The organism is Streptomyces sp. AM25, assembly GCF_058146165.1.
Genome location: NZ_JBKIWN010000003.1, coordinates 360824 through 378656, shown reverse-complemented (window position 1 = coordinate 378656; position 17833 = coordinate 360824). Strand labels below are relative to the sequence as shown.

The window sequence follows — 17833 nt, the reverse complement described above, 5'->3', positions numbered from 1 at the left end:
GCCTTGCACAGCTCCCTCCCACTCCCCTGCCGAATCCGGATTGCCATGCACATTCGTGATCTTCCGTATGCCGATCCCGGCCTACCGGACGTCCGATCGGGCCCGCGCCTGCTGCTCTGGCTGGGCCGGAATCAGTTGGCCGGCCAGCTGAAGGCCCTGTTGTGGGGCACCGTGCACATGTCGTCCGTCGCCCTCTTCCCGCTGGCCGTGGGCCTGACCGTGCAGGCCGTCGTGGACCGCTCCGGCGCGCGGCTGGCGCTCGCCGGCGGGCTCATGGCGCTGTTCGGCGCGCTCACCACCCTGGGTGACACGATGCTCCACCGGGTGGCCGTCACCAACTGGATCACCGCTGCGGCGCGGATACAGCAGCTTCTGGCCCGCAAGACGGCCGAGTTGGGCGCCACGCTGACCCGCCGCGTCGCGGCGGGCGAGGTCGTGGCCGTGTCCACGGGCGACGTCGAGAAGATCGGCTGGTTCGTGGAGGCCCTGTCGCGCTTCGCCTCCGCGGCGTTCACCACGGTGGGGGTGTGTGTGGTCCTGATGGTCTACCAGCCCGCGCTGGGGGCCGTGGTCGCCCTGGGCGTGCCCGTCCTGACGCTGGCGGTGCTGCCGCTGCTGCCGCCCGCGACGCGGCGTGCCGACGAGCAGCGCGACAAGGCCGGCCGGGCCACGGAGCTGGCGTCGGACACCGTGGCCGGTCTGCGGGTGCTGCGGGGCATCGGCGGTGAGGAGTTGTTCCTCTCCCGCTACCGGAGTGCGTCGCAGGACGTGCGCAGGGCTGCCGTGCGCAGCGCCCGCATGTGGGCGCTGATCGCGGCGGTGCAGGTGCTCCTGCCGGGTCTGTTGCTGATCGCCGTGGTCTGGTACGGGGTCGGCCTGGCCCGGGACGGCCGGATCGGCGTCGGCGAGCTGGTGACGGTGTACGGCATGGTCACGTTCCTGCTGTTCCCGCTCCGCCAGTTCGAGGAGATCGCCATGGCGTACTCCTTCTCCCGGCCCTCGGCGCAGCGCGCTGCCCGGGTGCTGGCTCTGCACCGCTCTGCGGCCCCTGTGGAGGACGCAGAGGGGCATGAGGCCGTACTCACCGGCGACTTGTACGACCCGGTGACCGGACTGCTCGCCCCTGCAGGGGAGATGACGGCCGTGGTGTGCGGCGATCCGGATGCTGCGGGTCTCCTCGCCGAGCGGCTGGGCGGGCACGCAGCGGAAGCCGGAGAGGAGGTGCCGTCGGTATTGCTGGGCGGTGTGGCGCTGGACGGTGTGCCGCTGGATGCGGCGCGCGCCGCGGTGCTCGTCCAGGACAAGGATCCCGTGCTGCTGTCCGGGACGCTGACGGAGCTGCTGGACGTGCCCTGCTCCGGTGCGGTGCCGGCGGAAGCCGCTCTGGAGGCGGCCGAGTGCGCAGACGCGCTGGATTCCCTGGCCCGGTCGTCCACGGCGGACTCGACCGGCCCGATGGGTGCGCGGATCACCGAGCGCGGCCGCTCGTTGTCCGGCGGGCAGCGCCAGCGGCTGGCCCTGGCACGGTCGTTGGTGACCGACCCCGAGGTGCTGGTGCTGGACGAGCCGACGTCGGCGGTCGACTCGCACACCGAGGCCCGGATCGCCGAGGGCGTGCGCAGGCTGCGCCGCGGCCGTACGACGGTGGTGTTCACCTCCAGTCCCTTGCTGCTCGACCGGGCGGACCGTGTGGTGTTCGTCCGTGAGGGCCGGGTGGCGGCGGTGGGCGCCCACAGTGAACTGCTGCGCTGCGACCCGGTGTACCACGCGGTCGTCACCCGGCAGGCGGATGAAGGAACGGACAGGGAGCTCGTGGAGTCGACGACACCCGCGACGGGTGAGCAGATCGAGGAGTCGGCATGATCGGCGTGGCACCACCGGCCTACGACCCGGCGGCTCCGGAATCGGCGACGACCCTGCCGGTCGGCAGGCCGTCGACGGTGCGGAGTTATGTGAAGCGTCTGCTGCGCAGGCACCGCAGGGACTTCACACTGCTGGTCGGTGCGAATGCGGTCGCCGTGATCGCCTCGATGGTCGGGCCGTGGCTGCTGGGCGGGCTTGTCGAGGACTTGTCGTCCGGTGCACAGGACTTTCATCTGGGCCGTACGGTTTCGCTGTTCGCGGTCGCCCTGGCCGTTCAGACGGTTTTCGTCCGCGCGGTGCGACTGCGCGGTGCGGTGCTCGGCGAGCAGATGCTCGCCGACCTGCGCGAGGACTTCCTCGTACGGTCGGTGGCTCTGCCGCCCGGCGTGCTGGAACGCGCCGGTACGGGCGACCTGTTGTCGCGGATCACGACGGACATCGACCGGCTGGCGAACGCCATGCGCGAGGCCGTGCCGCAGCTGGCCGTCGGCTTCGTCTGGGCAGGGCTGCTGCTGGGTGCTCTGACGCTCACGGCTCCGCCGCTGGCGCTGAGCGTGCTGGTGGCGATCCCGGTTGCGGTGGTCGGCGGGCGCTGGTACTTCCGCCGGGCGCCCAGTGCCTACCGCTCCGAGGCGGCGGGGTACGCCGCCGTCGCGGCGTCGCTGACGGAGACCGTGGACGCCGGCCGGACCGTCGAGGCGCACCGGCTGGGCGAGCGCCGGGTGTCGCTCTCGGACCGCCGGATCCGCGAGTGGGCGCAGTGGGAGCGCTACACGCTGTGGCTCCGGTCGGTCTTCTATCCAGTGATCAACGTGACGCACGTCCTGCTGCTGGGCGCGGTCCTGGTGCTCGGGGGCGTGTTCGTGCTGCAGGGCTGGATCTCGGTGGGCGAGCTGACGACCGGCGCGCTCTTCGCGCAGATGCTCACGGAGCCGGTCGGGCTGATCCTGCGGTGGTACGACGAGCTCCAGATCGCCCAGGTCTCGCTGGCCCGGCTGGTGGGCGTGCACGAGATCGAGTCCGGCGCCGTGGACGAGCGCGCGGACCCGGCCGGGCGCGAGGTGCGGGCGGACGAGGTGCGCTTCGGCTACCTGCCCGGCGGCGACGTGCTCCACGGGGTGTCGCTGGACGTCAGTCCGGGCACCCGGGTGGCGCTCGTCGGTCCGTCGGGCGCGGGCAAGTCGACGCTGGGCAGGCTGCTGGCCGGGGTCTACGCGCCGCGTGCCGGTGCGGTGACGCTCGGGGGCGCGAAGCTGGCGCGGATGCCGGCCGAGCGGGTGCGCCGCCATGTGGCGCTGGTCAACCAGGAGCACCACGTCTTCGTGGGCTCGTTGCGCGACAACCTGCTGCTCGCCCGTGCGGGCGCGGGGGACGGCGAGCTGTGGGCGGCCCTCGGTGCGGTGGACGCCGAGAGCTGGGCGCGCGGGCTGGAGTCGGGGCTGGACACCGAGGTCGGTTCGGGCGGCCTGGCGCTGACCCCGGCGCAGGCCCAGCAGATCGCGCTGGCCCGGTTGGTGCTCGCGGATCCGCACACGCTGGTGCTGGATGAGGCGACCTCGCTGCTGGACCCGCGCGCCGCCCGGCATCTGGAGCGCTCGCTGGCGAAGGTGCTGGACGGCCGCACGGTCGTGGCCATCGCGCACCGGCTGCACACCGCCCACGACGCGGATGTGATCGTGGTGGCGGAGGAGGGCCGGATCAGCGAGATGGGCAGTCACGACGAACTGGTCGCGGCGGACGGGGCGTACGCGGCGCTGTGGCGGTCCTGGCACCGGTAGCGCTCGGCGGGAAGTGCAGTGCGTCCACTGCGGGCTCGTCGTGGCTGTTCGCGCCCGCGCGGCGGAGCCGCAATCCAGCGGAGCCCCGCGCCCCTTTGGGGCGCGGGGCTCCGCTCAGCAGCCGGCGTCCACGGTCAGACGATCTCCAGTGCCCCGAGCCCGCCGAGGGCACCGAGCAGCATGAAGGAGGGCATGAGCACCTTCAGTTCCACCCAGCTGCCGGCGCGGAAGCGCATGGCCTTCGGCGGGCCGACCGGGTACCAGCGCTTGCGGCCGATGGGCAGGGGCCACAGGATCGGGCAGCCGGAGACGGTGAGGGCATCGCCGATGTCGTGCACCAGGGCGCCGAGGACGATGGGCAGGCCGAGCCACATGTACTCCTCGCCGGGCCCGGAGAACAGCCAGTCGGATCCGTTGCCCGGGCGGTTGAGCACCTCGGCGAGGATCCAGGCTCCGGCTGCGCCCAGGAGCCAGACCAGGACGTCGCTGGACGTCCTGGCCACTCGCCACAGCAGGCCCTCGACCGCGAGCACCATGTGGACGAAGAGGATGCCGAGCACGGCCCAGCGTCCGCCGGTCACGGCCAGCACGGAGGCGCCGGCGCCGATCAGCAGGGCCCACAGCGCGGTGTGGGTGAGGGTGCGGTGGCCGCCGCTGCGCCGGGGGTCGCCCTTCATCCGGGTGGCCTTGTACACGGCGTGGGAGAGGCGGTCGATGATCTCGCACAGGTTGCGCGATATCGGACCGAACGCCCGCGATATGGTCGCGGACTTGTGGTCGAGGTCCGGGGCGAGCGCCGCTCCGGCACAGATCAGCGCTCCGACGACGAGCACCGGCCAGGGCATTGCACAGCCTGCCGCCGCGGCGCCGGCGCCCACCCCCAGCCAGGCGGCCGCTCCGGACAGCGAGTGCGCCGGTCCCATCATGCTCGATTCCACCCCTTTGCTGCCCGGAGTCCCTTTTCTGACGCCGGATCGAGTACTCAGCGTAACCGCCCGCAGGTCGCCCGTCGTCGCCCGGTTCCCTGATCCGGCCCCGGACCAGGCAGTATGGAGACGTGACCCTTATCGATCAGATGCCGAGCCATGCCGACCCCGACGCCCTTTTCGAAGCGTTCTCGACCTGGGCCGAGGAGCGGGGCATCACGCTCTACCCCGCTCAGGAGGAGGCGCTGATCGAGGTGGTCTCCGGGGCCAACGTGATCCTTTCCACCCCGACCGGCTCCGGCAAGAGCCTGGTGGCCGCCGGCGCGCACTTCACGGCGCTCGCCAACGACCAGGTCACCTTCTACACGGCGCCCATCAAGGCGCTGGTGTCGGAGAAGTTCTTCGACCTGTGCAAGATCTTCGGCACGGAGAACGTCGGGATGCTCACCGGCGACGCCTCGGTCAACGCCGATGCGCCGGTCATCTGCTGCACGGCCGAGATCCTCGCCTCCATCGCCCTGCGGGACGGCAAGGACGCCGACATCGGCCAGGTCGTGATGGACGAGTTCCACTTCTATGCGGAGCCGGACCGGGGCTGGGCGTGGCAGATCCCGATCCTGGAGCTTCCGCAGGCGCAGTTCGTCCTGATGTCCGCAACCCTCGGTGACGTCTCCCGCTTCGAGGAGGACCTCACCCGGCGCACCGGCCGGTCCACCTCGGTCGTCCGCTCCGCGACCCGGCCCGTCCCGCTGTCGTACGAGTACCGCGCGACGCCGCTCACCGAGACGCTGACCGAGCTCCTCCAGACGCAGCAGGCCCCCGTCTACATCGTCCACTTCACCCAGGCCGCCGCCGTCGAGCGGGCGCAGGCGCTGATGAGCATCAACATGTGCTCGCGCGAGGAGAAGGACGAGATCGCCAAGCTCATCGGCAACTTCCGCTTCACCACCAAGTTCGGCCGGAACCTCTCGCGCTTCGTGCGGCACGGCATCGGCGTGCACCACGCGGGGATGCTGCCGAAGTACCGGCGGCTGGTGGAGCGGCTGGCGCAGGCCGGACTGCTCAAGGTCATCTGCGGGACGGACACCCTCGGCGTCGGCGTCAACGTGCCGATCCGCACGGTGCTGTTCACTGCCCTGACCAAGTACGACGGCCAGCGGGTGCGCACGCTGCGCGCCCGGGAGTTCCACCAGATCGCCGGGCGGGCCGGCCGGGCGGGCTTCGACACGGCCGGTTTCGTCGTGGCCCAGGCGCCCGACCACGTCGTCGAGAACGAGAAGGCGCTCGCCAAGGCCGGCGACGACCCCAAGAAGCGCCGCAAGGTGGTCCGCAAGAAGGCTCCCGAGGGCTTCATCAACTGGACCGAGAGCACCTTCGAGAAGCTCATCGCCTCCGAGCCGGAGCAGCTCACCTCCCGCTTCCGGGTCACCCACGCGATGCTTCTGGCGGTCATCGCGCGTCCGGGCAACGCCTTCGTGGCGATGCGCAGGCTGCTGGAGGACAACCACGAGCCCCGCAGGAACCAGCTGCGGCACATCCGCCGGGCGATCGCGATCTACCGGTCGCTGCTGGACGGCGGCGTGATCGAGCAGCTCGACGAGCCGGACGCCGAGGGCCGCATCGTGCGGCTGACCGTCGACCTGCAGTCGGACTTCGCGCTCAACCAGCCGCTGTCGACGTTCGCCCTGGCCTCCTTCGAGCTGCTCGACCCGGAGTCGCCCTCCTACGCCCTCGACATGGTCTCGGTCGTGGAGTCGACGCTGGACGACCCGCGACAGATCCTGGTGGCGCAGCAGAACAAGGCGCGCGGCGAGGCCGTCGCGGCGATGAAGGCCGAGGGCATCGAGTACGAGGAGCGCATGGAGCGCCTCGCCGACGTCAGCTACCCCAAGCCGCTGGAGGAACTGCTCTCCCACGCCTACGGCGTCTACCGCAAGAGCCACCCCTGGGTCGGCGATCATCCGCTGTCCCCGAAGTCCGTCATCCGCGACATGTACGAGCGGGCCATGACGTTCACGGAGTTCACCTCCTTCTACGATCTTGCGCGGACCGAGGGCATCGTGCTGCGGTACCTGGCGAGCGCCTACAAGGCGCTGGACCACACCGTGCCGGACGACCTGAAGTCCGACGACTTCGAGGACCTGATCGCCTGGCTGGGCGAGATGGTCCGCCAGGTCGACTCCAGCCTGCTGGACGAGTGGGAGCAACTGGCCAACCCCGAGGAGGAGTCGGCGGAGGACGCCCAGGACCGTGCCGACCAGGTCAAGCCGGTCACGGCCAACGCCCGGGCGTTCCGGGTGCTGGTGCGCAATGCGATGTTCCGCCGGGTCGAGCTGGCCGCTCTCGACAAGGTCGCCGAACTCGGCGAGATGGACGCCGACGCGGGCTGGGACGAGGACCGCTGGGCCGAGGCGATGGACGCCTACTGGGACGAGTACGAGGAGCTGGGGACCGGCCCGGACGCCCGCGGCCCGAAGCTGCTCAGCATCGAGGAGCGTCCGGAGGACGGGCTGTGGCGGGTACGGCAGACCTTCGCCGACCCGAACGGCGACCACGACTGGGGCATCTCCGCCGAGGTGGACCTCGCCGCCTCCGACGAGGAGGGCCGCGCCGTGGTGCGGGTCATGGACGTCGGCCAGCTGTAGCCGCTTCCGGCCGCCGGGCGCCCCGCCACGACAGGAGCCGACGCAGTCCGTGCGGCCTGGCGGGCTCCGGCGGCATCGCCGGGGTGTCCGGTACCGGTGTGTCCGGGACGCCCCGGGCTCGGCCGTCCTCCCGCCGGGGCGGGCACCGGTCCGCGCGGGCCTCCTGCAGGGCGGCCGCCAGGCAGTGCCGGTACCACTCGATCTCGTCCGGATCCTCCGCCACCACCAGGGCATCGATCACTTCGCGGGCGGCAGGGGCCACCGGGCGTGCGGAGACGAGGACGGGGCGCAGGAGGCGCAGGTGGGCACGCTCGTCCGGATCCGGCACCGCATCGGCCAGCTGGACCGGATCGAGCACGGCCGCGAGGGCGGCGGCGCGCTGCCAGGCTCCCTCGGCACGGCCGGTGAGCTGCTCGACGCGGCGGGCCCGCCAGTTGCGCGGCCGCCGGTCCGCGCGCTCCTCCGGCGCCGCGCGCAGCGGGAAGGGGCTGCGGCCGGTGAGCAGTTCGGGATGGCGGTCGGCGAACTCCGCGAGGTCCGAGGCGAGATAGTGCCAGACCACGGCCCGGTACCGGTTCACATAGAACCTCACCGGCGCGAAGTGGCCGCCGCGGGCGAGGCGTCCGAAGCGGGACGGGCTGATGCCCATCAGCTCGGCGCCCCCGGCGGTGCCGACCACCCACAGCCGGGAGCGCAGGGCCTCGGGGAATCCTCCGGCGGCCCGATGGCGCTCGATCTCCTTCTGCGGCACCCGGTGCCGCCCGCCGGGACCGCGCGCAAAAGTCCGCACCTCCCCCAGCTGCACGGCCAATTCGAAGTCCCGGGGCGTGAGCCCCAGCTCCCGGGCCGCCCGCGCGAACGGGACCCCCTGCTCCTGACGTACCGTCATGACATCCTCCCCCGCCATCGATCGACTACCGACAGTAACGACTGTAGCGCAGGGTGACGACATCGGCCCAAGCCTGTGGATAACTCCGCTGCCCCGCCGCGGAGTACGAGGTCAGCGGCCCTCTCGGGCCCGTCCGCCCGGTGGGTTCTGCTGTCGCGCGGCGCCGCCCGGGTGCTCGCCGATGCGGTGGACGAGCAGCGTCATCTCGTACGCGACCCGGCCGATGTCGGTCTCGGCACCGCCCAGGACGCACAGACAGCTGCCCTCGCCCGCGGCGGTCACGAACAGGACCCCCTCATCGAATTCGATCACCGTCTGCCGCACGCGGCCCGCCCGGAACTGCCTGCCGGCCCCTCTGGCGAGGCTCTGCAACCCCGAGGCGACCGCGGCCAGGTGCTCGGCGTCCTCCCGCTCCAGACCCGTGCTCGCCCCCGTCACCAGACCGTCGTTGGACAGCACCAGCGCGTACCGTATCGACTCGACGCGCTGGGCCAGGTCGTCCAGCAGCCCCTCGAGTTCCTTGCCGTCGGTCATATCCCGCCTCCCCGTTCCCGCAGTTCCCCGATTCCCCCGCAACTGCCGTGCAAGCCTTGCTCACCCGGGCCCTCTCGGCAACCCGCCGGACCCTTCGGTACGCACCTGTTCGCCAGTCGGCACGGAATGCGGACACGCCATGGAAACCCCGGTTTTCACCGCACGGTCGGCACCGGGTTTCCGGCGGTTCAATTCGCCGGTCTCCGGGAACACTTGAACAACCGCAGATTTTGCTTCACGGGGCAGGTGATCACTGTGCTCCACAAATTCCGCAGGCGCCCCGGAGAGTCCGGGAAGCCGTCGGTCCGGGCCCCGCAGCCCTCCGCGGCCCCGAAGCGCAATCTCTTCGAGGCGGCGGCCCTGTACGTGGCGGCATGCGCCGAGAACGACGGCGACCGCAGCGCGGAGGCTGCGCGGTGGGTCTCCCCCGAGGCCCTCACCTTCGGGGTCAACGAGCTGGCCTGCCGTGCGGTCATAGCCCTGGCCCGCGAACAGGACGAGGCACCCCTGACCGTGGCCCGCTCCCTGCTCGGCCTGCCCACCGTATGACGGCCGGCTCACGGCACTCCCGCCGCAGGGCGCGCGGGAGCGCCGTGCTCCTGCGACTAGACGCGCTCCAGAGGAAGTCGAGGCCCGTCGGGCAGCTCCACCCGCACGGGATCCCCGGGCCGGACCTCGCCGCTCGCCAGGACGACGCCCATGACGCCGGCCCTGCGCACGACGGAACCGTCCTCCGCGCGCCCCACGACCTCCTTGAGCAGGCCGCGGCGGAACCCCTCGATCTGCAGGCACGGGTTGCGCAGGCCGGTGATCTCGACGACCGCCTCCGGGCCCAGCCGCAGCCGGGCGCCGCGTGGAAGACCCAGCAGATCGATCCCACAGGTGGTGACGTTCTCCCCCAACTGCCCGGGCCCGACCGTGAATCCGGCCGCGGCCACCTCCTCGAACAGTTCCTGCTGAATGAGGTGCACCTGACGGAGGTTGGGCTGCGTGGGGTCCTGCGCAACGCGCGAGCGGTGCTGCACCGTCGCCCCCGAGTGCGTGTCGCCCTCGACCCCCAGCCCCTCCAGCAGTCTGATGCACTCCCGCACCGGCTTGCTGAACTCGTGCTCCCCGCTGCTGCACACCGCAGTCACCGTGCCCATGACGGCCCGGCCTCCCCTCGGTCGCCTGCGATCCCGACCCTCCGACACTAACCCCCCGCACCGACAGTGCGTTCGTCGCGCTCCGCTCGGCCCGTGTTCCCGAACCCGTCACCTCAACGTCGTGTACATGCCACTGCTGGCAGCCCTACGCTGCCACCGCACCCGCACACCCCCACCGTTTCCCCAGTACGGAGGACCTCGTGCCCGCCGACGCCAGACATCCGCAGAGCCCGCACCCCCTCCGCCGGCGCCGACTCGGCGCCCTGGCCGCGGCGTTCGGACTCGCCGCCACCTCCCTCTGCCTGTGGACCGCCGACTCCTCCGCGGCCACGACCCTGCCCACTCCGGACCACGTGGTGGTGGTCGTCTTCGAGAACCACGCCTACGACCAGGTCCTCGGCAGCTCCGACGCCCCGTACATCAACGCACTGGCATCCGGGGGCGCCAACCTGACCGCCTCGTACGCCGAGACCCACCCGAGCCAGCCGAACTACTACGCACTGTTCTCCGGGGACACCCAGGGCGTCACCGACGACAGCTGCGTCGACCCCGGGGCCTTCCAGGCTCCCAACCTCGCCTCGGAACTGCTCGACGCGGGGAAGACCTGGGCGAGCTACAACGAGTCCCTGCCGTCGGAGGGTTCCACCGTCTGCCGCAGCGGCAAGTACGCCCAGAAGCACAACCCGTGGTTCGGCTTCGGCAACGTGCCCACCAGCAGCGCGCACACCTTCGACAAGTTCCCGGGCGACTACAGCACCCTGCCCGCGGTCTCCTTCGTCATACCGAACCTGTGCAACGACATGCACGACTGCGACGTGGCCACCGGTGACACCTGGCTCAAGAACAACCTCAAGAGCTACGCCGACTGGGCCCAGAGCCACAACAGCCTGCTCCTGCTCACCTTCGACGAGGACAACCGGCTCGGCGGCAACCGCATCCCCACCGTCCTCTACGGGCAGCCCGTCAAGGCCGGATCGTCCTCCGGCGACACGTACAACCACTACGACGTGCTGCACACACTGGAGAGCATGTACGGCCTGCCGTACGCCGGAAGCTCCGCCGGCGCCAAGGACATCGCCGGCATCTGGAACAGCTGACCGTGTACCTCGCGGACAGCCGCGCAACTCCTTCACCGGGCACCGCCGGACGGGGCACGGGCCCCGTCCGGCGGGCCGCCGTCGTGCCCGGCACGGTGCTCGCCCTCGGCGCCGTCAGCCTGATCACCGACATCTCCTCCGAGATGGTCACCGCCGTCCTGCCGCTCTACCTCGTCGCCGGACTGGGGCTTTCGCCTCTCGGCTTCGGCCTGCTGGACGGCGTCTACAACGGAGTCAGCGCACTCGTCCGCTTCGCCGGCGGACGGCTCTCCGACCGCCGGGAGGGCGGTCACAAGACCGTGGCGGCCGTCGGCTACGGCCTTTCCGCCCTCTGCAAGCCCCTGTTGCTCGTCGCGCACGGCGTGCCGCTGATCGGAGCGGTTCTCGCCGCCGACCGCACGGGCAAGGGCCTGCGCACCGCACCGCGCGACGCCATGATCTCGCTGGCGAGCGAACCCGCCGGGCGCGGGCGGGCGTTCGGTGTGCACCGCGCCATGGACACGGCCGGCGCACTCCTGGGGCCGCTGCTCGCCTTCCTCGTGCTCCGGGCCGCAGCGGAGGGCTACGACGCCGTCTTCACCGTCAGCGGCTGCGTGGCGGCGCTGGGCGTCCTGGTGCTCCTGCTGTTCGTCCCCGGGCGCACCGGCGCCGCGGCCCCTACCCGGCGCACGACGGCCGAACGGGCGTCTCTGCGCGAGCTGTTGCGGCAGCCCGAGGTGCGCCGGCTGACGTGCTGCGCCGTATTGCTGGGTCTGACCACGGTCAGCGACTCGTTCCTCTATCTGACGCTGCAGCGCCGGCTGGACCTGCCCGAGTCCTGGTTCCCGCTGCTGCCGCTGGGCACTGCGGGAGCGTTCCTGCTGCTGGCCGTGCCGTTCGGTGCGATCGCCGACCGTTTCGGCCGGAGGCGGCTGTTCCTGTGCGGCCATCTCGCGCTGTTGGCGGCGTACGGGGTCCTCGTCGCGCCGGTCGGGCGCTCGGTCGCTCTCGTCTGCCTGGTGCTCGCGTTGCACGGCAGCTTCTATGCGGCCACCGACGGCGTGCTCGCCGCGGCGACCGCCGACGCCGTGCCGGAGGCGGTCCGCGGCAGCGGGCTGGCCGTGGTGCAGACCGGTCAGGCCGCCGCCCGCTTCGTGTGCTCGATCGCCTTCGGAGCGGCATGGACGGCCTGGGGCGACCGCACCGCCCTGGGTGCAGCCGCCGCAGGACTCGCCGTCTCGGCCGCCGTGAGCGCGCTGCTGCTGCGCACCCCGTCCCCCGACACCCTGCCGGAGTCCGCCCGTTGAACCGCACGAAGCGCCTTGTGATCCTGTTCGTCGCCGTGCTGCTCCTGGGCGGCGTCGCCATAGGCGCCACCCTGCACGCCGCCGGCCGGGCCGCGGAGAAGGACCGTACGCAGGAGGGCGGCCCGTCGGCACGCTCCGGCGAGGTCGGCCTGGACGCGCCGGGACGCGAGGTCTTCCGCAACATGGCGTGGGGCCCGCACCGCGACGAGATCGCCTCGGTGCCCGCGGGGAGCCCCGACGGCCCGCGCACCGCCTCCGGCGTCAAGTGCCTGCGTTTCCACGCGGCGTCGGGGACCGGCATCTGCCTCCAGGCCGTGCACGGCAAGCTGCGCGACACCTATCGTGCGGTCGTGCTCGACGCACGGCTGCACGAGCTGCACCGTTACGACCTGGCGGGCATCCCCACCCGGGCCCGGGTGGCGCCCGACGGGCATGCGGCGGCCTGGACCGTCTTCGTCAGCGGCGACTCCTACGCGGGTACCGCCTTCTCCACCCGCACGTCGGTCCTCGACCTGCGCACCGGCACACTGGACCGCAACCTGGAGGACTACCGCCTGCTGGTGGACGACCATCCGTACAAGGCACCGGACCTCAACGTCTGGGGCGTCACGTTCGCCGACGGCGACCGGTTCTACGCCACCGTCGCCACCGGCGGCCGCACATATCTGGTGAGCGGTGACCGCCGCACCCGCACCCTGCGCACCGTGCACACGAACGTGGAGTGCCCTTCCCTCTCGCCCGACGGGACGCGCGTGGCCTACAAGAAGCGCGTCCAGGGCGCGTCCCCCGACGCGCCCTGGCGGCTGTACGTCCTGGACCTGCGCACCCTGCACGAGACCGCCACCGCAGAACAGCGGAACGTCGACGACCAGGCCGTCTGGCAGGACGACCGCACGCTGCTCTACTCCCTGCCTGGCAACTACGGCTCAGATCTGTGGACGGTACCGGCGGACGGTTCGGGCCGCTCCCGCCGGGCCCTGCCGGCGGCGCTCGCGCCGGCCTTCACCGGCCGCGCGTGACCGCCGCCCTGGCGATGCCCCGGCGGCTCCGAGCACTCCGCGGGGAGTGCAGTGCGTCGGCTGCGGGCTCGTCGTGGCTGGATCAGCGCCCGAGCTCCTTGCGGGACACCCGGCGCAGCCTCTTGCGCTGAGAGGGGTCCAGCAGGAGATACGCGGCGGCCGGCACGCCGACCATCACCAGCACCGCCATCCAGAACGGCAGCAGCCACAGCAGGATCACTCCCACCGCCACGCCGCCGACGGCAACCTTGGCCCTGTTGCTCATGTCCGTTCCTCCTTCGCGACAGCTGCCGCTGTGTCTCTCAGAACGCGCGGCGGCCGCGCCCGGTTCCTCGCCGTATGCCCCGTCGAGTCCAGTGCCAGCGTACGTCTGCCGTGTGGCGTGGCTCACCTCCGGGCAGCCGTCGCCGGCAGCGTTCATCCTGTACCCTCGGGCGCTCCCAGGCCTGCTAGTCAAATTTGAGGAGTACGTCGCTCCGTGAGCCCGCTCCCTGCCGCATCACCCTCCGACACCTCCCGGCTCGTCCACTGCTCGGCGGTCTTCCTCCCGGGAGACCCCGCACGCACCGGACGGGTCGCCTTCTGGCTGCCGGGCGGCGAACCGCCCACCGCACCGGAAGCCGCCGAAGAGCTGACGATCGCCGTCGCCGACGGACCGGACGTCACCATCACGACCGTGCGCGCCACCGTGCTGCCCGTACGGGACGCACTGCCTGTCCTGACGCGCGCCCGGGCCGCCCGGGCGGACGAGGCCGCCGCCTTCTGGGGAGCCGCCGCAGTGCTCGCGCTGCAACTGGCTGCCCGGGGCAGGCTGTTGCCCGGCCTGAGCGCTTCCGACCACGACGCCTGGCGAGCCGGGCCGCTCTCCGCCGACGACCTGCAGCGCATCCGCGAGCTGGCCGCCGCCATGCCGCCCGCCGCGCACGCCGTACCGCTCTCCGGCGACGGCCCGCTGCTGCTGCCCGCCCCGGAAGCGCTCGTGCGCTCCTTCCTCGACGCCGTCGCCGACGGGCTGCCCCGCTCGCCCGCCGCCGCCCTCGCGGCCGGCGGGCCGGCCTTCGCCGCCTGGGCGCCCCAGCACGTACCCGGGCACCGCGCCTGGGCGGCCGAGGTCGCCGCCGGGCACGACGCGGGGGTGCGGCTCTCCCTGCGCATCGACGTCCTCGGGACGGCCGAGGCCGACGACGGCGGCCGCCCACCGCGCTTCCGGGCCGTGCTCCAGGTGCACAGCCTCACCGACTCCGCTCTCGTCGCGGACGCCGCCGAGGTGTGGTCCGGCACGTCTCCCGTCGCGGCCACATTCGGCCGCGGCGCCCGGACGAACGCGCTGCTCGCCCTGCGACGTGCCGTCCATGCCTGGCCTGCGCTCTCGCCCCTGCTTTCCTCCGACGTCCCGGACTCCGTCGAGCTCGCCGACGAAGAAGTGGGCGAACTCCTCGGCCCCGCCTCCGCCGCCCTGGACGCCGCAGGCGTCGAGGTGCACTGGCCGAAGGAACTCGTCCGCAGGCTGACCGCACGCGCGGTCGTCGGCCCGCCGGACGACGGCACTGTGCAGCCGGACGCACGGCCGGGCGCACCGTCCCTCTTCTCCGCCGATGCCCTGCTCGCCTTCGGCTGGCGCTTCACCCTCGGCGACCAGGAGCTGACCCGCGACGAACTCGGCCGGCTCGCCGAAGCGCGCCGCCCTGCCGTCCGGTTGCGCGACCAGTGGGTGCTCGTCGACCCGGAAGCCGTACGCCGCGCCCTTGCACAACAGGACCGCAAGGTCACACCGGTCGAGGCCCTCGGTGCCGCCCTCACCGGACGCGTCGTCGCAGGAGACGACGCCGAGGGCGAGGAAACCGTCAAGGTGCGGGCCACCGGCTGGCTGGCCGCACTGCGCGATCGCATCGCCGACCCCGAAGCCGGGCACGCACCTGTCACCCAGCCCGCTGCGCTGGCCGCCACGCTGCGCGACTACCAACTGCGCGGCCTGGACTGGCTGAACCGGATGACGTCTCTCGGGCTCGGCTGCTGCCTGGCCGACGACATGGGTCTCGGCAAGACCATCACCCTGATCGCGCTTCACCTGCACCGGCAGACCCTGCCGGAGAGCAAGGGCCCCACTCTGGTGGTCTGTCCCGCCTCGCTCATGGGCAACTGGCAGCGGGAGATCGAACGTTTCGCCCCCGGCACCCCGGTCCGCCGCTTCCACGGCACGTCCCGCTCCCTGGAGGGCCTGGAGGACGCGGAGTTCGTCCTCACCACCTACGGCACGATGCGGCTGGACGCGCAGCGGCTCGCGGAGACCGGCTGGGGCATGGTCGTCGCGGACGAGGCACAGCACGTGAAGAACCCCCACTCCTCCACCGCCCGCCGGCTGCGCTCCATCGGCGCCGGGGCACGCGTCGCGCTGTCCGGCACTCCGGTGGAGAACAACCTGACCGAACTGTGGGCCATTCTCGACTGGACGACGCCCGGCCTCCTCGGCTCGCTCGGCACGTTCCGGCGACGCTACGCACAGGCCGTCGAGTCCGGCACCGACCCGGCTGCGGCCGAGAGGCTCGCCGCACTGATCAGGCCCTTCCTGCTGCGCCGCCGCAAGTCCGACCCGGGCATCGCGCCCGAACTGCCGCCGAAGACCGAGACGGACCGGGCGGTCGCCCTCACGCCGGAACAGGCGGGGCTCTACGAGGCCGTGGTGCGTGAGCTGCTCGCCGAGGTGGCGGAGGCGGACGGTCTCCAGCGGCGCGGACTGATCGTGAAACTTCTGACGGGTCTGAAGCAGATCTGCAACCACCCGGCGCAGTATCTGAAGGAGGGGAACAGCGCGCGGATCACCGGGCGTTCGGGCAAGGTCGAGCTGTTGGACGAGTTGCTGGACACCATTCTGGCCGAGGGCGCGAGCGTGCTCGTGTTCACCCAGTACGTTCAAATGGCCCGGCTCCTGGAACGTCACCTGGCTGCTCGCGGTGTTCCCACGCAACTGCTGCACGGCGGTACGCCCGTGGCGCAGCGGGAGGAGATGGTGCGCCGCTTCCAGGACGGCGATGTCCCGGTCTTCCTACTGTCGTTGAAGGCCGCCGGGACGGGGCTGAACCTGACGCGTGCCGAGCACGTCGTGCACGTCGACCGCTGGTGGAATCCGGCCGTCGAGGCCCAGGCCACCGACCGCGCCCACCGCATCGGCCAGACCCGCCCCGTCCAGGTGCACCGTCTGATCGCCGAGGGGACGATCGAGGACCGGATCGCGGAACTGCTCACCCGCAAACAGGCCCTGGCGGACGCGGTGCTGGGTTCCGGCGAGGCGGCTCTGACCGAGCTGACCGACGCCGAGCTGTCGGAACTGGTGGAACTGAGGGGGACGGGACGATGACGCACGACCTCGATGCCGGGCGCACCTTCGAGGCGCTTCCGCCCGTGCGCGGGCGGGCGTTCGCCACGAGCCGGTGGGGCCGCGCCTGGCTGCAGGCGCTGGAGGACACGGCCCTGGACGGCGAACAGGTCAGGGCGGGCCGCCGGCACGCCCGGGCCGGCGCCGTGGGTGCGGTCTCGGTGCGGCCGGGGCGCGTCACCGCGCTCGTACGCGACCGCGACGGGTCGTCGTACCGGGCGGACGTGATGGTGCAGCAACTCGCGCAGAGCGACTGGGACCGCTTCATCGCTCTGGTCACCGGCCGCGCAGAACATCTGGCCGCACTGCTGGACCGGGACCTGCCACCGCACATGGCCGAGGACGCAGCCGCAGCGGGTGTCGACCTGCTGCCGGGGATCGGCGATCTGGAACCGGAATGCGCTTGCGGGGCGTGGGACCACTGCGCGCACACCGCCGCACTGTGCCACCAGGTGGCACGGCTGCTCGACCGGGACCCCTTCGTCCTGCTCCTGTTGCGCGGACGCGGCGAACGCGAGGTGCTGGACGAGCTGCAGGCACGCAGTGCAGCCCGGACCGCCGACCCAACGGCGAAGGTGCCTGCGGGCGTTCCCGCGCGGGAGGTGTTCGCGGGACACGGGCGCGCGGCAGCGCTGCCGGCGCCCCCGCCGCCGGTGGAGGCGCCCGGACGTCCGCCCGCATTCTCGGGCGACCTTCCTGCACCTCCCGGACTGGACGTCGCCGCCCTGGAGTTCCTCGCGGCGGACGCCGCCCACCGGGCCCGGCTGCTCCTGGCCGAAGCCTTGTCCCCGGGGCACGACCGCACGCCCGTACCGGCTCCGCTCACCGTCCGCGAGGACACCGTGCGCCTCGCCGCCAACGGCGCACCGGACACCGTGACCGACCGGCTGGCGGCGGGCTGCGGCGGTGAACGCGCCGGACTGGCACGGGCGGTACGCGCCTGGAGATTCGGCGGACCGGCAGCGCTGAGCGTGCTGGACGAGGAGTGGACGCCGGAGCCGGGGGTCCTCGCACAGGCCCGCGACCGGCTGGCGGCCGCCTGGGAGGGGGACGGACGGCCGCCCCGGCTGGACGGCGCCGGCAACCGCTGGACGGCCGTGGGCACGGACGTCCAGCTCCGCTACGGACGCGACGGCCGCTGGTGGCCGTACCGCGGGGAGGACGACCTCTGGGAGCCGGCCGGGCCGGGCGGCCGGGATCCGGCTGCGGTACTCGCGAGCACGCTCGCGGAGGGCTGACGCCGCCGGTGGGGGGGGGGGGGGGGGGGGGGGGGGGGGG

At 72.4% G+C, this 17833-nt stretch carries 14 protein-coding genes; 9 read left to right on the top strand and 5 right to left on the bottom strand.

Annotated elements, in window-relative coordinates:
- Positions 1 to 45 precede the first annotated feature (45 nt).
- Complete coding sequence (locus ACLHRZ_RS05685) at positions 46 to 1863, top strand: ABC transporter transmembrane domain-containing protein (protein ID WP_490417132.1); 1818 nt, start codon at positions 46 to 48, stop codon at positions 1861 to 1863.
- On the top strand, positions 1860 to 3641 hold the full coding sequence (locus ACLHRZ_RS05680; protein WP_490417131.1) for an ABC transporter ATP-binding protein: 1782 nt from the start codon (positions 1860 to 1862) through the stop codon (positions 3639 to 3641). Before ACLHRZ_RS05685 ends, ACLHRZ_RS05680 begins: the two co-directional genes overlap by 4 nt.
- 134 nt (positions 3642 to 3775) lie before the next feature.
- On the opposite strand, the gene ACLHRZ_RS05675 is transcribed toward ACLHRZ_RS05680, so the two are convergent.
- Complete coding sequence (locus ACLHRZ_RS05675; RefSeq protein WP_490417130.1) at positions 3776 to 4567, bottom strand: metal-dependent hydrolase; 792 nt, start codon at positions 4565 to 4567, stop codon at positions 3776 to 3778.
- A 131-nt stretch (positions 4568 to 4698) separates the two neighbouring features.
- Between ACLHRZ_RS05675 and ACLHRZ_RS05670 the strand changes: the two genes are divergently transcribed.
- Positions 4699 to 7212, top strand: a complete 2514-nt coding sequence (locus tag ACLHRZ_RS05670) for a DEAD/DEAH box helicase (RefSeq protein WP_490417129.1) — start codon at positions 4699 to 4701, stop codon at positions 7210 to 7212.
- Here the strand turns inward: ACLHRZ_RS05670 and ACLHRZ_RS05665 are convergent.
- Together ACLHRZ_RS05665 and ACLHRZ_RS05660 are read right to left on the bottom strand one after the other, a co-directional pair.
- Positions 7190 to 8101: a DUF6397 family protein gene (locus ACLHRZ_RS05665; RefSeq protein WP_490417128.1), complete on the bottom strand. Its 912-nt coding sequence runs from the start codon at positions 8099 to 8101 to the stop codon at positions 7190 to 7192. The genes ACLHRZ_RS05670 and ACLHRZ_RS05665 overlap by 23 nt on opposite strands.
- A gap of 111 nt (positions 8102 to 8212) precedes the next feature.
- Positions 8213 to 8635 carry a roadblock/LC7 domain-containing protein gene (locus ACLHRZ_RS05660; RefSeq protein ID WP_490417127.1) on the bottom strand — a complete coding sequence of 141 codons (423 nt, stop codon included), beginning with the start codon at positions 8633 to 8635 and terminating at the stop codon, positions 8213 to 8215.
- A 255-nt stretch (positions 8636 to 8890) separates the two neighbouring features.
- On the opposite strand from ACLHRZ_RS05660, the gene ACLHRZ_RS05655 reads away from it, so the two are divergent.
- Positions 8891 to 9184, top strand: a complete 294-nt coding sequence (locus tag ACLHRZ_RS05655; protein WP_490417126.1) for a hypothetical protein — start codon at positions 8891 to 8893, stop codon at positions 9182 to 9184.
- Between the two features lie 56 nt (positions 9185 to 9240).
- On the opposite strand, the gene ACLHRZ_RS05650 is transcribed toward ACLHRZ_RS05655, so the two are convergent.
- A complete protein-coding gene (locus ACLHRZ_RS05650; RefSeq protein ID WP_490417125.1) occupies positions 9241 to 9780 on the bottom strand; it encodes an MOSC domain-containing protein in 540 nt (179 codons plus the stop codon).
- A gap of 200 nt (positions 9781 to 9980) precedes the next feature.
- Here ACLHRZ_RS05650 and ACLHRZ_RS05645 point away from each other — a divergent pair, with 200 nt between their 5' ends.
- From ACLHRZ_RS05645 to ACLHRZ_RS05635, 3 genes are read left to right on the top strand one after another with little or no spacing between them, the layout of a single operon-like run.
- A complete protein-coding gene (locus ACLHRZ_RS05645) occupies positions 9981 to 10877 on the top strand; it encodes an alkaline phosphatase family protein (protein WP_490417124.1) in 897 nt (298 codons plus the stop codon).
- 2 nt (positions 10878 to 10879) lie between these two features.
- Positions 10880 to 12163, top strand: a complete 1284-nt coding sequence (locus tag ACLHRZ_RS05640; RefSeq protein ID WP_490417123.1) for an MFS transporter — start codon at positions 10880 to 10882, stop codon at positions 12161 to 12163.
- Positions 12160 to 13182, top strand: coding sequence for a TolB-like translocation protein (locus ACLHRZ_RS05635; protein ID WP_490417122.1), 1023 nt, complete (start codon positions 12160 to 12162; stop codon positions 13180 to 13182). Before ACLHRZ_RS05640 ends, ACLHRZ_RS05635 begins: the two co-directional genes overlap by 4 nt.
- A gap of 82 nt (positions 13183 to 13264) precedes the next feature.
- Here ACLHRZ_RS05635 and ACLHRZ_RS05630 read toward each other — a convergent pair whose 3' ends face one another.
- Entirely contained in the window at positions 13265 to 13447 is a 183-nt protein-coding gene (locus ACLHRZ_RS05630; protein WP_336413732.1) for a tail-anchor membrane protein, read from the bottom strand.
- A 213-nt stretch (positions 13448 to 13660) separates the two neighbouring features.
- Between ACLHRZ_RS05630 and ACLHRZ_RS05625 the strand changes: the two genes are divergently transcribed.
- Both ACLHRZ_RS05625 and ACLHRZ_RS05620 read left to right on the top strand, forming a co-directional pair.
- Positions 13661 to 16537: an SCO1167/SCO6262 family helicase gene (locus ACLHRZ_RS05625; RefSeq protein WP_490417121.1), complete on the top strand. Its 2877-nt coding sequence runs from the start codon at positions 13661 to 13663 to the stop codon at positions 16535 to 16537.
- Positions 16534 to 17793 (top strand): SWIM zinc finger family protein, encoded by a 1260-nt coding sequence (locus ACLHRZ_RS05620; protein ID WP_490417120.1) that lies wholly within the window; start codon positions 16534 to 16536, stop codon positions 17791 to 17793. Before ACLHRZ_RS05625 ends, ACLHRZ_RS05620 begins: the two co-directional genes overlap by 4 nt.
- The last annotated feature ends 40 nt before the right edge of the window (positions 17794 to 17833 follow it).

Coding starts and splice junctions, on each gene's coding strand:
- ACLHRZ_RS05685 (WP_490417132.1), top strand. CDS start 46: ATGCACATTCGTGATCTTCCGTATGCCGATCCCGGCCTACCGGACGTC.
- ACLHRZ_RS05680 (WP_490417131.1), top strand. CDS start 1,860: ATGATCGGCGTGGCACCACCGGCCTACGACCCGGCGGCTCCGGAATCG.
- ACLHRZ_RS05675 (WP_490417130.1), bottom strand. CDS start 4,567: ATGATGGGACCGGCGCACTCGCTGTCCGGAGCGGCCGCCTGGCTGGGG.
- ACLHRZ_RS05665 (WP_490417128.1), bottom strand. CDS start 8,101: ATGACGGTACGTCAGGAGCAGGGGGTCCCGTTCGCGCGGGCGGCCCGG.
- ACLHRZ_RS05660 (WP_490417127.1), bottom strand. CDS start 8,635: ATGACCGACGGCAAGGAACTCGAGGGGCTGCTGGACGACCTGGCCCAG.
- ACLHRZ_RS05650 (WP_490417125.1), bottom strand. CDS start 9,780: ATGGGCACGGTGACTGCGGTGTGCAGCAGCGGGGAGCACGAGTTCAGC.
- ACLHRZ_RS05630 (WP_336413732.1), bottom strand. CDS start 13,447: ATGAGCAACAGGGCCAAGGTTGCCGTCGGCGGCGTGGCGGTGGGAGTG.
- ACLHRZ_RS05620 (WP_490417120.1), top strand. CDS start 16,534: ATGACGCACGACCTCGATGCCGGGCGCACCTTCGAGGCGCTTCCGCCC.